This is a genomic window from Microbacterium tumbae (assembly GCF_054780175.1).
Genome location: NZ_BAAGWV010000002.1, coordinates 1 through 15,771, shown reverse-complemented (window position 1 = coordinate 15,771; position 15,771 = coordinate 1). Strand labels below are relative to the sequence as shown.

At 63.3% G+C, this 15,771-nt stretch carries 14 protein-coding genes; 9 read left to right on the top strand and 5 right to left on the bottom strand.

All coding sequences use genetic code 11. The features are described from left to right. Positions 1 to 55: 55 nt before the first annotated feature. The 3 genes from ACYVGQ_RS07320 to ACYVGQ_RS07310 all read right to left on the bottom strand — a co-directional run bounded on the left by ACYVGQ_RS07320 (position 56) and on the right by ACYVGQ_RS07310 (position 3,947). A complete protein-coding gene (locus tag ACYVGQ_RS07320) occupies positions 56 to 1,675 on the bottom strand; it encodes an apiosidase-like domain-containing protein (protein WP_460783949.1) in 1,620 nt (539 codons plus the stop codon). Next, positions 1,672 to 2,862: a glycoside hydrolase family 99-like domain-containing protein gene (locus ACYVGQ_RS07315; protein ID WP_460783948.1), complete on the bottom strand. Its 1,191-nt coding sequence runs from the start codon at positions 2,860 to 2,862 to the stop codon at positions 1,672 to 1,674. Before ACYVGQ_RS07315 ends, ACYVGQ_RS07320 begins: the two co-directional genes overlap by 4 nt. A 95-nt stretch (positions 2,863 to 2,957) precedes the next feature. Next, the gene (locus ACYVGQ_RS07310) at positions 2,958 to 3,947 is read right to left on the bottom strand and encodes a LacI family DNA-binding transcriptional regulator (protein ID WP_460783947.1); all 990 of its coding nucleotides are present in this window, start codon (positions 3,945 to 3,947) and stop codon (positions 2,958 to 2,960) included. Positions 3,948 to 5,252: 1,305 nt separating this feature from the next. Here ACYVGQ_RS07310 and ACYVGQ_RS07305 point away from each other — a divergent pair. From ACYVGQ_RS07305 to ACYVGQ_RS07265, 9 genes are all read left to right on the top strand, one after another. Continuing rightward, complete coding sequence (locus ACYVGQ_RS07305) at positions 5,253 to 6,128, top strand: DUF5677 domain-containing protein (RefSeq protein ID WP_460783946.1); 876 nt, start codon at positions 5,253 to 5,255, stop codon at positions 6,126 to 6,128. 30 nt (positions 6,129 to 6,158) lie between these two features. Beyond that, positions 6,159 to 6,590 carry a hypothetical protein gene (locus ACYVGQ_RS07300; protein ID WP_460783945.1) on the top strand — a complete coding sequence of 144 codons (432 nt, stop codon included), beginning with the start codon at positions 6,159 to 6,161 and terminating at the stop codon, positions 6,588 to 6,590. A gap of 400 nt (positions 6,591 to 6,990) precedes the next feature. Next, positions 6,991 to 8,406, top strand: coding sequence for an AAA family ATPase (locus ACYVGQ_RS07295; RefSeq protein ID WP_460783944.1), 1,416 nt, complete (start codon positions 6,991 to 6,993; stop codon positions 8,404 to 8,406). Continuing rightward, a complete protein-coding gene (locus tag ACYVGQ_RS07290; RefSeq protein ID WP_460784855.1) occupies positions 8,342 to 9,061 on the top strand; it encodes a hypothetical protein in 720 nt (239 codons plus the stop codon). Before ACYVGQ_RS07295 ends, ACYVGQ_RS07290 begins: the two co-directional genes overlap by 65 nt. A gap of 191 nt (positions 9,062 to 9,252) precedes the next feature. After that, complete coding sequence (locus tag ACYVGQ_RS07285) at positions 9,253 to 10,389, top strand: AbiH family protein (protein ID WP_460783943.1); 1,137 nt, start codon at positions 9,253 to 9,255, stop codon at positions 10,387 to 10,389. Between the two features lie 618 nt (positions 10,390 to 11,007). Further along, positions 11,008 to 11,607 carry an HNH endonuclease gene (locus tag ACYVGQ_RS07280; RefSeq protein WP_460783942.1) on the top strand — a complete coding sequence of 200 codons (600 nt, stop codon included), beginning with the start codon at positions 11,008 to 11,010 and terminating at the stop codon, positions 11,605 to 11,607. Positions 11,608 to 11,849: 242 nt separating this feature from the next. Beyond that, complete coding sequence (locus ACYVGQ_RS07275) at positions 11,850 to 12,854, top strand: recombinase family protein (protein ID WP_460783941.1); 1,005 nt, start codon at positions 11,850 to 11,852, stop codon at positions 12,852 to 12,854. A 72-nt stretch (positions 12,855 to 12,926) separates the two neighbouring features. Further along, entirely contained in the window at positions 12,927 to 13,433 is a 507-nt protein-coding gene (locus ACYVGQ_RS07270) for a hypothetical protein (RefSeq protein WP_460783940.1), read from the top strand. Between the two features lie 340 nt (positions 13,434 to 13,773). Next, positions 13,774 to 14,022 (top strand): hypothetical protein, encoded by a 249-nt coding sequence (locus ACYVGQ_RS07265; protein WP_460783939.1) that lies wholly within the window; start codon positions 13,774 to 13,776, stop codon positions 14,020 to 14,022. 72 nt (positions 14,023 to 14,094) lie between these two features. Here ACYVGQ_RS07265 and ACYVGQ_RS07260 read toward each other — a convergent pair whose 3' ends face one another. Both ACYVGQ_RS07260 and ACYVGQ_RS07255 read right to left on the bottom strand, forming a co-directional pair. Then, complete coding sequence (locus tag ACYVGQ_RS07260) at positions 14,095 to 15,276, bottom strand: tyrosine-type recombinase/integrase (protein ID WP_460783937.1); 1,182 nt, start codon at positions 15,274 to 15,276, stop codon at positions 14,095 to 14,097. A 4-nt stretch (positions 15,277 to 15,280) separates the two neighbouring features. Continuing rightward, complete coding sequence (locus ACYVGQ_RS07255) at positions 15,281 to 15,520, bottom strand: helix-turn-helix domain-containing protein (RefSeq protein ID WP_460783936.1); 240 nt, start codon at positions 15,518 to 15,520, stop codon at positions 15,281 to 15,283. Positions 15,521 to 15,771: the final 251 nt, after the last annotated feature.

Here is a 15,771-nt window from a genome sequence, read left to right as displayed (position 1 = left end):
TCTGGTGAATCGGTTCACTTCGATTCTAGACGGAGTTATTGCCTCGATGCAATGATCAAGATGAGCGCGTGACCCGCAGCATCCAGAAGAGGTCGGACGGCGCTGGTGGCAGGCGCCATTCGCCGTGTTCAGGCGTGAACGGATCGCCGAGCGGCACCTCGTCGCCCGTGCGCGGATCGAACCAGGATGCCGTGTGCGCGACAGCATCCATGCCCCGCAGCATCCCGTTCGAAGACTGCGCACTCGGGTGGTCCAGCGCGACGATCCATGTCGCGCGTTCGATGGTCGCGAGGTAGGTGCCGTCGGCGAGCACGCTCCACCGCGGATCGTCGAACCTCGGTTCGAGGCGCCACCATTCGACCGACTCGTAGAACGCTCGGAAATGGGCGAGCATCTGGGCGGCCGGCTTCTCCGCCCCGTCGAACCACCAGGTGTAGCGCTCCGGAAGCTCGTAGTCCGTGCCCGCATCGAGGGGTTCGCCCGGTCGAGAGTAGACGTCGTTCCAGATGCCCGATGCGCCGTAGCCGTAGCCGAAGAACCCGACCTGGAACGATTTGTACGCGGCGGCCAGCGCCCCTTCGTCGTCGATCCAGAACCCGTCGTACCGGGTCTCGTACATGACGGTCGGCTTGGGCGGGGTCTGATCCCAGAAGTCGCGAGCCGCGTGCGTGTTCCAGGTCTCGACCTGCGTGCCGAACGCATGATGGAACGAGTGATCCTTCCACATGGATGCCGAGGCCGTCGCCGAACCCGTGTTCTCCATGTGGGGCATGATGACGTGGCCGTAGGCGTCGTGATCCTCGATCGCCCGAGCGACGGCGAACCACACGCCCAGGTTTCCCTTCTCCTCGCTGTACTTGCCGTACATCGTCGGGTCGATCTCCTGGCCGATGGTCCAGATCACCGGGTAGCTCCCGTACCGCGCGACCCAGTAGCGGCCCATGCGGTACATGAACTCCTCGGTGAACACATCGGGGTGATCGGCCGGATCGAGCACCCACGTCACCTGCGCGTTCGCGTGGACCAGACCCCGCTCCGCGATGTAGGCGAACTTTCGGTCGAGGTTGGCGAACCCGGCGAGGTCGTCCGCCTCGAAGCCTGTCGACAGGTCGGCCACCGCCTCCTCGTCCGCGCCCTCATGCGGCCAGACCCCCGCGACGTGCGGCCGCCAGATCGGCTCTGACTGATAGACCGTGAAGCCCTGGTGAACCCGCAGGTCGACGAGATGACGGAACTGCGACGCGACCCCCGGTGCATTGGAGGAGTCCCAGCGCTCATGGGGAAGAACCCAGTGCGTGTCGCCGAGGTAGAGGAAGGGCGTGCCATCGGCATGCTCGAGATGGCGTCCCATCGGCGCCACGCGAAGGAATCCGCCCCGGTAGATCGCGTGATCACCCGCGTAAGGAACACTCAGGATGCGTGCGGTCGCCCCGGTCAGCCCGCCATCGGCGACGCTCGATCGGATCACCATCTCCCACTCCGCGGCGACGGGTGCGGCGAACCTCACCCGCCACGTCCGGCCGCCGTCCCAGAACACCGGTCTGCGGACGACGTCGCCCAGGCTCGACGTGAAGATCGCGTCGACGTCCATGGCGAGAGGATGCGGATGATCCGCGTCCGCCGCCAGCTCGATCTCGATGGTCCGCCATGTCTCGACGGTCAAGCTTTCGCTCACTGCGACTCCTCCATTACCGGCGCGCCACCGACAGCGACAGCATCCTCGACGGGTCCGAAGACCTCGAGCACCTGCTCCAGGAACCCCGGGCCGTTCACCGTGTCAGGGAGAAGTGCCGACCCTTCCGACCACTCGTTCCAGGCGTTGATCGTGACGATCGGATGCCTCACCTCGTGCTCACGGACGAATCGCAGTGCACGACGAAGTCCCTCACCGAACTCGGCCGGCGACGGATCCCACACCGGATACGCCGGATAGTCCCCGCGCTCGAAGAGGATCTCGGGCGCGATCCGCGGCGACGAGTCCCAGCCGACCGTGGCATTCGGATGGAAGGGGACGCTCAGCTCGCGGGCGTAGTCCTCGTAGTCGGCGAATGCCGAGTCGCGCAGCGCGGCGATGTCCGCCCGAGGGAAGTCGGCGCCTCCGATATCGGCATGGTGCACCCACACGTAGGACGTCGCGGAGCGGAACCCGAGTGCGGGCACGATGCTCGCGGCGTCATCGACCGCCACTTCGTTCGGCAGAAGCGCGACCCCCCACACCACGGCATCGAAATGGACGCCGTCGTGGCCGGCAGCGCGCGCGAGTTCGTCGAACCAACGGAGCGCATCGCGCGTCGCGTCCAGACCGCCGAGACCGCGGATCAGGTTTCCGATCTCGTAGACGGAGAACCACGGCCTGTTCTCCACGCGGTAGTAGTTCGGCTGGGAGAAGTAGTGCTCGACCACGTGGCGCGCCATCTTCTCGAACGTCTCGCGCGCGATCGCACCCTCTCGAAGGGTGCGCGGGCGGTCTGCTCCCATGGCCGTGAGCGGAAAGATGTCGACGAGATCGTGATTCGCCCACATGAGCGCGATCAATCCGTCAGAGCGGTTTTCGGCCCGGAGCAGTCCTCGGTCGAGCGCCCCAGAGAGATACGGTCCGTCGTCATACCAGTAGAAGTCGACGAAGAATCCGTCGATGCCGTGCTCGCGAGCGAGCGAGATCTGCTGTGCCGCAATCTCAGGGTCCGCCTCGTCGACGTACCCGTCTGCCGGCACCCGTGGCTGGCGGTGCCCATCGAATCGCGGCGCCGCTGCGCGGACGAGCGCCCACTCGTCCCACGACGGTCCGAACCAGTCCCCGTTGCGTGCATCGGTGTGCCAGTTCGGGAAGTAATACGCGAACACCTTCGGACGCTCAGCCAAGCCATCTCCTTTGATCGAATCTGCGGTGAACCAATTCACTAGTGAACCTGTTCACCTCTTCGAATGATCACGGAAGCGTCGGGAGATGTCAAGCCCTAAGCGGATTCCCGGACCACGAGCTCTGGCGTATACCGCACGATCTCCACGGAGTTGACGGGCTCCATCGCCAGTTCCGCAGCCCGCATGCCGAGCTCGTAGCCGGGCTGACGGACGGTGGTGAGCTGCACCGGCGCCGTCGACGCACCTTCGATGTCGTCGTAGCCGACCATCGCGACGTCCGCCGGCACCCTTAGCCCGGCGCGCAGCGCCTCGAACTGCAAAGCGAGCGCCAGCACGTCATTCGCACACACGACCGCCGTCGGACGCGAGTGCGCACCGAGGATCGTGCGCGCCGCCGCAGAGCGGTCCGCCGGCAGGTTGCTCGCGGCGTCGAAACGCCGTAGTCCGCCGAGGTCGAGACCGAAGCTCGACATCGCATCAAGGCATCCGGCAAGGCGCCCCTCGATCTGCGGATCCGCGGCCGGCCCGCCGAAGTACGCAATGTCACGGTGACCCCGGTCGAGCAGATGGCTCATCGCAAGGCGTCCGCCCTCATGATCATCGACGACGACCGCGGAGTGCCCGGTCGCGGCATCGCCGAGCCCGAGTCCGACGATCTTCGAGCCCCAGTCCTGGAGGAAGGCGAGCTGCGCTTCACTCGTCGCCGAGGGAACGACGATGGTCGCGCGCACACGAAGCTCTGCCAACGCCTGGGCATAGTGCTCCTCGCGGTCCGGATCGCCATCCGTATTGCATGTCACGACGACATGACCGTGCCTGACCGCCACGTCCTCGATGCCCCGGAGCATCTCGGCGAAGTAGGGGTTGCCGCTGTCGGGCACGAGCAGCGCGATGACCCGGCTGCGTGCGCCGCGCATGACGCGGACGGCGGTGTTGGGCACGAAGTTCAGCTCGGCGATCGCCGCCTCGATGCGCGCACGCGTGGGCTCGGCGATCGGCTTGCGATCGTTGAGGTAATTGGAGATCGTGCCGACCGACACATGGGCATGGTCTGCGACCTCGCGGACCGTGGAACGACGGGACATCGCTCTCCCTCCATCGCTGCGCCAACCAGATGTGCGCGCCTTGCCACCATAGAGCTTACGAGACGGCCAGCGACGCGGGCAGCACCCATCGAGGGCTGGGCTGTGGCCCCCGGGCACTCATTCTTATCGGAGCGATGCGGCGGGGCGCCGTCGGGTCACCCTGTCTGATCTCGAGCAAAGTCGCCACGATCGAACGGCAGCGCTCCCCCGGCGCCGGCGGCCTGAGCATCAAGCCTCCGAAGGGTCGTCGCGCGCGCCACGTACCCATCATCGAACCGCTCGAGCCCGTGCTGCGCAGGCTCACAACGCGACGGTCGCGTAGCCTGCCGCCGTTGCGCGGGCCGCGCGGAGGTGTCATCACGACCGCAGCATTGCGTGACGCAACCGGTTGGGACGCGCTGGTTGCATCGCTGAGGTTGCCAGGGTTGCGCCGTCACGACCTTCGGCATGCGGGTGCCATGTGGTTCGCGAACGCCGATCACACGACCTCTTGAAAAACCTTTTGATCAGGTATTTTCTCTTCAGTCGGGCTGACAGGATTTGAACCTGCGACCCCTTGGAGGATCCGGTCGATTTCCGGTCTCCGCCGATCGTCTCGAGAACTCGCGGATTCCCTTGTGTTTACAGGGAACCGGGCGGTTCGCTTGGTTCGAGTGTAGCCGGTTGGTGGCGGGTTGTGGCGGGTGATTTCGGTGGGTTCTTGATGAGTCGGGCCTCGGGCTCGCGCCAAGAACAACTGACGGGCTCGAGCGGGCTCCGGGTGGAGTGGCGGATCGCTGATCGGTGGCCAGCACCCACGATGTCCAGTTGCGTGGTGTCGTTCGGGTTCAGGAGGTTGAAGGACGACTCAGCGCATGTGGAAGCCTCAACCCGACGAAGCGTCGGTGGTCGTGCGCATAGGGAGCCGCTATAGCGCAAAGCATCGGGCGGTGTATACGCGCGCTAGACGCCACGCACGACTCGTCCTGTCCGCGCAATGACAGCCCAGGACTCACGACGCGATTCCACGCACGCTCAGCCACCGGTTTCCGCACGATTGCGGACCTAATGTGTGGTTATGAAGAACGGTGAAGACGCAGCGGCACCCGATCCCGTGGTCGATACGGAACACGAGGACGTGATTCTGAGACGCCTGTCGCGTCGCATTCGAGGAGCTCGATCGAACCCATCGCCAAAGCGCCTCCACAGCGCGTTCTTGGTGAGTGATGCGGAGTACTTCTGGGACCGCCACCTCCGGGGGACCTCGTCAACGACGCCTTGGGGCTTGGTGTCGCTCGCGCCAGAGGTCTCGCGCCGTTCGGGGAGGTGATCGGCGAGGCTTTCGCGACGACTCGATACCTGCTCGCTGGCTATATCCAGTTGGCCGGCAAGATGAACGACCTCGCGCTGTCGAAGTGGATGCCACAAAGCCATCGAACTGCGCCGAAGGTCCAGGCCCTCGCGCAGCTTCACGCTCGAGCACTGATTTTGGTTGAGGAGGTCTTTGTGCTCACGACAATGGGCTACCCGTCGGGCGCGCTTGCTTTAGCGCGGACGCTGCACGAGGTCCGCGTGATCGCGAAGTTCCTCCACCGATTCGAGGCGAGGTTGTCTGAACGCTACCTTGAGAGCCACATCGTCGACATGTGGAAGTCAGTCGACGATCTGAGACCGAGTGGGGCCGCGCGCAGGGGCAGCCAATGGCTTGCGGTTGAGCGCGAGCTCGAGAGTCGCTTCAATGCGGTCATTGCGGCACACGGTGAGTCCATGCTGATCGAGAACGGATGGGCGCTACCGCGATTCACCAGGACAAGTGCGCAGACCCGGCACCCGCGTCGGATCCCATTTTCTCGTCTCGAGAATGAGGTGAAGCAGCCGAGCGACAGGGCACGATACCGCTACGCCAGCCGTCACGTGCACGCAACCAGATTGGGCAACATCAGCGCGCTGCGAAGTGGCGACCCAGGTGTCGCCCTCCTCGGACCTCGACCGTACGACCTCGATAGAGCCGCCCTCCAGGCAATGTGGGACGTACAAGACGTGACCGAATCCCTGATGCGATCATGCGGGAGATTCACGGATGATCAAGACATCTACTACTGGCTCGAAGCGCTCGACCAGCTCTCCTTCGTGATCCGCGATTCGCTAGATCAAGGTCAAGAGGTTCTCGACGACATCTTCGCCACAGACCACGACAAATAGGCCCGCAGCGCCACCGGCCTGCGAACGCTCGTGAGCTTCGAGAACTGCAGCGATTGCACTCTGGCGGATTGCTTCGGACTCAGCGAGGATGACTTCATGCAGTTCGCTGGAGTTCTCCCTGAGGATGCGCTTAACCCGCGCCTTGAACGCGAGGAACTGTTGAAGGACATGCCCATCCCGATTGTCGTGCTTGCCCCGCAGCCGTCGGTGGAGCTGGTGAATTTCGGTGTGTCCACTAGCGGTAGCGGCATCAATGCGATGAGCGTCAGTATGTCGGCGACGCTGTGGCGGAACCCGGTCGACAAGTCGGACCCGGTGAACCTCGCGGACCTCGACCCGGACACGCGCCGTTCAATCGGCGAGGTCCTGCCGTGGCCGCGGCCGGCGTGGTTGGTCGAGTCCATCGAGCGGATGCGGTACCCGACGCTGTGGGAGGCTGTACAGACGACCTGGCATCGCTAGGAGACCGAGTACAGAACCGTCGCCGCGTTGTTGGTGCAGCACACGAACTACATCCTCATGAACCAGTTCCGCGCGGGGCTGTCGTCTCAGGTTCGGAGATCGACACCGACCCACTCGTGTACGCAATAGGCGCAAAGCTCCCCAGCGGCGGCGCCCTCACCGCCGTCGTCCCACGAGATCACCTTCCGTATCTCACGCTGACGTTCGTGCGGCGCCCCCGCTGGACCCAGGTCACGCACAGCGCCCGCGGGGCGACGGCTAATCGTGGAGCCGAGACAGAGCGGGCGTAGCGTCTCGCTCAGGCAGGTCCTGGTCGCCACGTCGTGGTGTCAGCCAGATGTGCAACTGTACCCATAAGGTAGCGACAGGCGCATAGACGATTTCTGAGGAGCCACTGTCGATGCTCACAAAACTTGTAGTTCGAGGCTTCAAGAACTTGCTCGACATATCCGTCGAGTTTGGCCCATACACCTGCATTGCTGGCGCCAATGCTGTCGGGAAGTCCAATCTCTTCGACGCGATTGAGTTTCTCGCGCTGCTGGCGGAGCACCCCTTCCTCGACGCAGCGCAACGTTTGCGTCCGTCCGGTGAGCGCGGCATCGATCCGAAGACACTCTTCTCCTTGGGCCGGGACGGGGAGCCTGTGCGGTCGATGTATCTCGAAGCCGAGATGCTCGTCGGGCCTTCGGTGACAGACGAGTTCGGACAGTCCGCCGAACCAAAGAGCTCGTTCCTGCGATACACGATCGAGTTGGAGTACACGACGAACGAACGCGGCCTAACTGGGAGACAGGGCGGCTTTGGGCTCGTCCGCGAGACACTCGCCCCGATCTCGAAGGGCGACGCGCATGCTCACCTCCGCTGGCCACACAGCGCGAAGAACTTTCGGCAGAGCGCCGTGTTTAACACCCGCTTCGCGGGGGCATTCATCTCCACAGAAAGCCAGGACGGGATCCCGACACTCTTGGTGCACGCGGATGGCGGCAGCCGTGGTAAACCGCGCCGCGCGCCCGTCGCCGGGGCAAGCCGGTCGACGATCTCCAGCATCTTTAGTGCCGACGAACCAACAATGCTTGCCGCCAAGCAGGAGATGCGGAGTTGGCGGAAGCTCGCCCTCGAGCCGTCGGCCATGCGCGCGCCCGACGATGCCTACGGCTCTTCTCCATCGGTCGGCGTGGATGGCGCACACATGGCATCGGTGCTCTGGAAGCTGTCGCAATCTGACCCCGATGCCGAGTCCTTCGTCACCGCAAACGTGTCGGAGCTGGCCGATGTGCGCGAAGTCCGTGTCGTTGAAGACACGAGACGTGATGTCCTCGTATTAGAGGCGCGCCTTGCTTCGGGGCCATTCCTGCCTGCGAGGTCTCTATCGGAAGGAACTTTGCGCTTCTTGGCTCTCGCTGTCATCGAGGCTGATCCCGCATTTGGGGGATTGATCTGCATGGAGGAACCCGAGAACGGCATCCATCCGGCGAAGATCCCTGCGATGGTAGAGCTCCTGAAGAGGCTAGCGGTCGATCCTGAAGAGCCGCCCGGGGATGAGAATCCACTAAGGCAGGTGATCGTGAACACCCATTCCCCCGAGTTCGTAAGAGCACAAGAAGCAGGCGACCTCCTCTTTGCGATGCCGGTCTCGTACGACGTCAGCGGAACAGAAGGAATCGGAGTCTCATTCTTCGCCATGTCTGGAACGTGGCGAGGCCGTTCCGGCATGCCCACCGCGACGCCCTACAGCGTCTCGAGCTATCTCAATGACCCTCGGCGATCGGCTGTATGGCAGACACTCCAACTTCCGCTGGACGAGTTGGAGGGGTGAGGTGGAAGTAAAGTTCGTTCTCCTCTGCGAGGGGACATCCGACTCGCCGTTGGTCGACGTCCTGCGCTCCCTTCTGGTTCAGGCTGGTGCCTCAGCTGCGTCAGGGGAACCGATTCCAATAACAGGGACGGTGGAGAGCAAGGTTCGAAACCTGCTTGCCAGCAAGCCTGAAGTCGACCTCGTGTTCGTTCACCGCGACGCGGACTCTCGCGATCCGGAACCGCGGTATCAGGAGATCCAGTCCGGAGCAGCCGACGGCGGTTGGACCAAGGACCTAGTTTGCGTTGTTCCTGTCCAAATGACCGAAGCCTGGCTACTCACTAGCGAGTCGGAGATTCGGGAGGTGGCCGGAAAGAGGAATGGCAAAGCGCCGCTGAACCTCCCCAATCACGGCGAGATCGAGAGGACCGCGGACGCCAAAGCACGCCTCCACGAGGCGTACATGAGCGCGTCAGAGTCCACCGGGCGACGCCGGAAAGCAATCGCGAAATCCTTCAACTCTCGCCGAGCGGCGCTCCTCCAACGGCTGGACATCAACGGTGACGTAGGCAAGCTCGAATCGTTCGCGCGGCTCCGCGCCGACGTAATCGCCGTCGTCTCGGAGATGACCAGTCGAATTGCCGAGCAACCCGCCGATGAGCCGGCTGTGCCCTAATTGTGTGAGCCTGCACGGGAGCGACTATCTCGTGACGCCCGAAAAGGGTCCGCGGACAACTAAATTGACCTTAGCGGCCGACAAGGGACGGCGCCGATTTGCCACACCCCGCGCTCGGGCGAGTCTGATTCGCACAGTCGAGCGCTGCTTCCGAGCACGCCCGCCAACATGACGAGGAAACCGAAAGACAGATGGGCTACGAGGACTTCACGAGTCGCTTCGCCGAGGCAAGAACGCAGTACAACGTCATGGCGTTGGTCGGCAATGGGTTTGATATCCAGGCGCTTTCTGGCCTTGGCGCTCCAACAGACACGCGGTACGAGTCGTTCTATCACTTCCTGAAATATCGCAAGTTTGAGCCCACCAGTCTGATCCTGGAGCAGATGGAGTCGCTTCAAGCCGCTGGCGCCGAGAACTGGAGCGATGTCGAGAACGCCATCGAGACACTTCGGAGCGGCCGCGGTGTCGGGGCGGCGCAGATTTCAGCCGACGTGAGGAAGATCCAACGGGAGTTCGCGAGCTTCCTCGACCAGGTCGCCACGCCGGATGTCCTCTCCAGGCTGGGTGACAACGCAGTGGCGCGCGAGTCGACCATCAGCTCCTACATGGAGTTCTTGGGGGATATCGAAGACGCCGATGAGTACCACAAGATGAAGCTGACCCAGCGGGTGGACATCGGTGATATCTTCAATTTCCAGTTCATCAACTTCAACTACACGACGCTGCTGGACGACTTCGTCTACCTCGACCAGGAGCAGTTCGATCCGCACCCGCACCGATGGTCAGACCGGAATATCAACTTCCATCCGAATCCGCGAGGGCACTCGGACGCGCGCGAGCGCGCATCGTTTTACATGGTCGCCAATCTGATGTCCAATGTGGTCCATCCTCACGGTGTTCAGTACACGCCGCGATCACTGCTATTCGGCATCGATGAAGCGGACGGTGACGCACGCTCACTCTCCAAGCCGTACTGGGCACAGAACAAGGTGAAGTATGAAGCACTGTTCCCCGAGACTGACCTCTTCATCATCTTCGGCTGCTCACTCGGAGCCACGGATCGGTGGTGGTGGAAGGCGATCATCGATGGCTTGCGCTCCAATGAGAACGCTGACCTCATTCTTTACTGGCGACGCGGAGCGCACGACGCGACCTTGACAGCCGACGAGCTCAGAACCAGGTTCTCAGACGCTGCGGGGTATGGGGCCGATGCGGGTACGGTCACGCTCCTGAAGGAGATGATGCGCGTGGTGCTGTACGACGATTCGTCCGAGCGGGCGTGGCTCAACACCAATGCTCTAACCGCGCCGAGTTGGGTCCGCACCTAACCGCCCCGCGGCGGTTCTACGAGCGGGAAATCGCGCTCGGCCGTCCCCACAAATCGCTACAAACATGCAACATGAACGACAACCCGCGACTCACCCGGCGCGGCCTCCACTCGCAAGCCATCGACGGGGTCTGTGAGATTTGTCTGAAAGGACCAGCCCGACCACGGGTAGCTCATCGGTCTCGGGGCGGCCAACCGCGAGAAGCATGTCGGTGAGGTAATTCGTGCCCACCGATGACCGAGCGTGCTGCCCCGCCGCCGGCATACCGACTTTGCCCCGCCACGTGTTCGTCGGGGTCAGCCTGCTCGCGCGCGCCGTCGGCGTCAGTCATGTGTCAAGTTTCGCCGGAGAAGCGCGCGCGGCCGCGTCACCCGCCGGCCGCTAGCGGCGGCTGAACGCACGCCTCCGGTTCCAGGAGCGGGGCTGCGCGGTTGGTGACTCTATCGGACGCAGACGCACACGGCACCAGATGCCCGGTGAGCGTCCCTGATCGTGCCAGCGCCCGTTGGGGGATCGGCGCCTGCTCGAGGATCGATGCGACAGCTGACGCGCACCACTGACCGTCGACCAGCGTCACTCTCGCGCTAGAACCGACACGGCTCGGCTATCGTCACTTACATGACCGAGGCTCGCCCTGCCATTCCTCTTCCTCTGCAGCGACAGCTCTTTATCGAGTCGGGCTACAAGTGCTCGATTCCAGCGTGCGGCGTAACCGCCCCGCTCGAGATCGATCACATTGAGGAGTGGGCGAAAGTGAAGGAACACAGGTACGAGAACCTCATCGTTCTATGTGCGAACCACCACGGAATCAAGGGAGCGGGGGGCGCTCGAATCCTCACGTCGACCTCTCTGCGGATCATCAAGGCAAATCAGGTCGAGATGAACGGGCGCTACGGTGATATCGAACGTCGAGTAATCGATCATTTTGTAACGAACCCCAATGCACTCCGAATTCATCTTCCCGGCGACTTCGATCTGCTGCTTTCTCGACTTCTCCAAGCGGACTTCCTCGCGTGGGATCCGAACAGCGATGGAAACGTAGGGCTCCGTATCCCTCAACCCGTCGAGGAGGATCAGGGCTCGGATCTGTCGGGCGACGAACTCAATGGACAGGACCACGTTCCCGAGATGGACGTGATCATGCGTCGCGCGTATGTACTCACCCCGACGGGCATTGATTACGTCAGCGCGATACGCGATGCGCGCGACGTCAACTGACGGGTCTTCGGAGAATGGCGAGGCAGAAGCTCTCGTGCGACGGCTGCATGATCAGGTGACACCGCTGCGCACTGCTGCTGGGACTCCGTGAGTGTCTTCAGGTGCAACTCGCGGCGGAGCCGTGCCAACGTCTGTCGAGAAAGTCCCGGGCCGTCTCCTCAGTCCACACGTTGGGTCCATCCTGCCTCGGTCGGCCTTTGGCCGATGCGTGATAGGAAATAGTAGCCGCCATCCTTGCTGAAGTGAATCACCCGTTTCAAACATCTCCACACCGCTCCTCTGCCTCTGTGTCGTTTTCGCCGCTATCGGCCGTCTCGTACGTCCGTGTCTCGACTACTCGTCAAGTAGACAAGGGCGGCGAGCGAGACGGCTTCTCCATCCCTGCCCAACGGGAGGCGAACAGAAGGCAAGCGCACGGGCTGGGCGCTCTCATCTCCGCTGAGTTCGTCGACCGTGGTCAATCGGGACGAAGCACGAACCGTCCAGAACTCCAACGGATGCTCACCTATCTGCAGGAGCATCCCGTCGACTACGTCATCGTCCACAAACTCGATCGCCTCGCTCGGTCTCGAGCCGACGACGTCGCGATCACCCAGGCTGTTCATGCCGCCGGCGCGCGCGTCGTCTCGAGCACCGAGGGCATCGATACCACGCCGAACGGCGTCCTCCTGCACGGGATCATGGCGTCGATCGCGGAGTTCTACTCGCGCAACCTCGCGCAAGAAGTCATGAAGGGCATGCGGCAGAAAGCCATCCAAGGCGGGACACCGGGCCGGGCGCCGATCGGCTACCTCAACATCCGTCGCCAGACCGAGGACGGACGCGAGTATCGAGCTATCCAACTCGACCACGAACGAGCGCCACACATCGCCTGGGCGTTCGACGTCTATGCCGCTGGGGAATGGAGCGTCGCCCAGCTCGCCACAACACTCAGGGACAGAGGCCTTCGGACTCGGGCGACTGCTTCCCGCTCCCCCGCCACGCTGACCGTCTCGAGCCTCCATCGTGTGCTGACGAACCCCTATTACAAGGGCATCGTCACGCTGAACGGCGCGCAGCATGACGGAACCCACGAGCCGTTGGTCCGGGCGAAGACTTGGGCCACCGTCCAATGTCTCCTCGCCTCTCGGCGTCAAGGTGAACGCAGCCGCATCCACACGCACTACCTCAAGAGCACGATCCGCTGCTTCAACTGTCAACGCCGTCTGCTGGTCCACAATGCTCGGTCGAAGAGCGGGCGCGTCTAGGACTACTTCGTCTGCTCCGGCCGCCAGCACGGCACTCCGCGATGCACACAGAGCGCGCTACGTATCAGCGACGTGGAACGTCGCGTCGAGGACGCCTACGAACGGATCCAGATCTCCACTCACCGACGCAAGGAGATCGAGCTGCATTGGCAGGATCGGCTCGCGGCGGAAGCATCCATCTCCGAGCAGAAGCGATCAGACCTCGCCGCACAGGCGCAAGAAATCCGGCTGCGCCAAGAGAAACTCCTCGAGGCTTACTACTCCGACGCCCTGCCTCGCGACTTGTTCGTCAAAGAGCAGCGCAAGTTGGCCGAGTCGCTATCCCGTACCGAGGCCGAGAAGGAGCGCCTGAGCGACGACGTCGTGTTCCAGATGAAGCCCGTGGCGGAATCGCTCAATCTCCTCGAAGGCGCCTACGACCGCTATCTCGCAGCGGCGCCTGCAGATCGCAAGCAGCTGAACAACGCGTTGATGAACCATGTGCTCATCGGGCCGAAGCCGGAGGACATCTACGTCGAGCTTCGGCCGGAGATCGCCAAGCTAGGGCTGCGCGGCGCTGCGGAAGAAGATTTCGTGTAGGGCTACTTCGGGAGACCTAACGCGAGTCGAACCCGCGACGTCACGATCACCGGCCGTTTCGCACAACGCGCGCCAGGTGGACCTAACGGGATTCGAACCCTTGACCTTCTGCATGTGCCGCAGCGCTTCGTATAGCGCACCCCAGGTGCACCTGATGGGAGTCGAACCCTCGACCTACTGGTCTGATCGAGCCTTCGCTCCGATCCCTCCCAGTTACCCGTCAATGATGACGAGTTCCTTGGGTGGGAGCGAAGCGCACCTATCGAGTACACCGAAGATCCGTAGCGGGCACGGCCCGCTCAACGCCGCAAGAAATCAACACCAGGAAGGCAGGAATGAGATGTCCGAATCACCGCTCAATGGATCATCCGAGGTCGCCGAGGTTCGCCCGCCTCAGTGGGCTCCGCTCTTGAAAAAGGACATACCGGCGTTCCTCGACTACGCCGCCGAGCACTACCCGCTGCTGATCGAGATCTTCGATCGGGTCGAACAAGAGCTCATCAGGGAGGGTGTCGATCTGAGCGGGCTGGCGGAAGGCGACCTCTCCGTCTTTGAAACACAGCGAGCCAAGCCCAGCTCACGCCCATAGAACGCGCCGCCAGCTGACGGGGATCGTCACAGGCTGCTGGCACCTGTGACGATCCCATCGATCGGTCGCCTTTCACTGGTCCTTCGCGAATGCCCGCTCAAGCATCTCGGCGGTGACCGGGTTCACCATCTCGCTGCGGCGGATGTAGTGCTGGATCGTGATCTTCGGGTCCGTGTGCCCGAGCAGTTCTGCGGCGAGCTCCACACCGGCCTGCTCGTTGATCGCGGTCGCGACGGTGCGGCGGAACATGTGCGGGGTAACGCCGGTGATTCCTGCGAGGTCCATCACGTGCCGGAGCTGGCGGCGCACGTTGTTCGTGGTCAGCGGAGTTCCCTCGCGACTGCAGAACAGCAGGGCGTCGAGCGACGAGTCTTCCAGCCGTGTCATCCGGCGCCTCACAGCTTCTGCGGTGAACGACGGGATCGCCACGGTCCTCCGCGACTTCGCTGTCTTCGGGTGGTCCTGCCGCGTGGTCGGCTCTCCGCGGTGGCTGACGATCGTGCCGGTGATCCGGATGGATGGGGTTGGGCTGGTGACGTCGATGTCGCGGCGGCGGATGGCGAGGACTTCGCCGATGCGTGCGGAGGTTCCGAGCATGACCTCGACGATCGCCCCGAGCTGTCCGTCGGGCTTGGGACCGGAGATCGAGCGTCCGGCCTCCCAGTACGCGATCGCCGTGCGGATCGCGTTCACCTCCGCCGGTGTCAGCGCGTTCGGAGTGGACGCCGGCCGATGCAATCGAGAAACGTGATCCATCGGGTTCCGCGGCAGCACCTCATGCCGGACAGCGAGGCCGAGTGCAAGTCGGAGAACGACGCGAGCTTGCTTGGCCCGGTTATAGCTCTGCTTCGCAAGCTGCTTGAGGAAGTGATCACAGCGCGCGACGCCAATCTCACGCAGGGTGAGGCTCTCGAACACCGGCAGGACGAGCTTCTGCACGTTCCGCTCATACAGCTGAAAAGTGCGCTTTGAAAGCCGGCCTTCCAGTTCGAGGTCTTCAAGCCAGTAGGTGACCAGATCCGGGAACGGACTGTCTGGTGTGAGCGTCGACGCGGCGGGCTGGAACAAGCTCCGCTCGGCGAGCTTCGCCTTCAACGCCCGCTCCGCTTGCTTCCGGGTGTCCCCCGTCGCCTGCACGAGACGGTTCTTGCCGTCCCAGTCGCGGTAGCGGGCACGCGCGATAGTCCGGCCGTTCGGACCGGCGAGGAACCCGATGTCACCGAAGGTCCCGATCGTCAGCCGCTGCCGACTCATCGCGTCACCTCCCGTCCGAAGAAGCGGACCGTTCGCCATCGCGCTGCTGTTCGACCCAGATCCGCACGTCCGAGACTGCGAACTTCAGATGCTTGCCGAAGCGATACGCGCGCGGACCGAGACCCCGGGTGCGCCAGTCGTAGACCGTGGAGACGGGCACGCCCAGGTACGCGGCGAGCTCGCCGACGTCGAGCAGCGGCTCCAAGCCCCAAGGGTTGCCGGTCGGGCTGTGTGTGGTGTCCATACCGAACAGGTGCGACTCGCTCCCACCCACGAACCGGGAGCAACCGGCATGGTCGCTCCCCTACCGGAGCACGACGGCTCAAGAGGGCCGTGAGGGCGTCAAAGTGATGGGTTTTCGATGACCGGAGGGTTATAGGCAAGAACGTGTGGATGGGTTCTTGATCTAGCCGCGGGATCTCGCGGTGAAATGGGGATGGTTATGGTCTGCGAGGCTTACTCGTGGACCTTCCCCCGAACTCGACGACGTGTCTG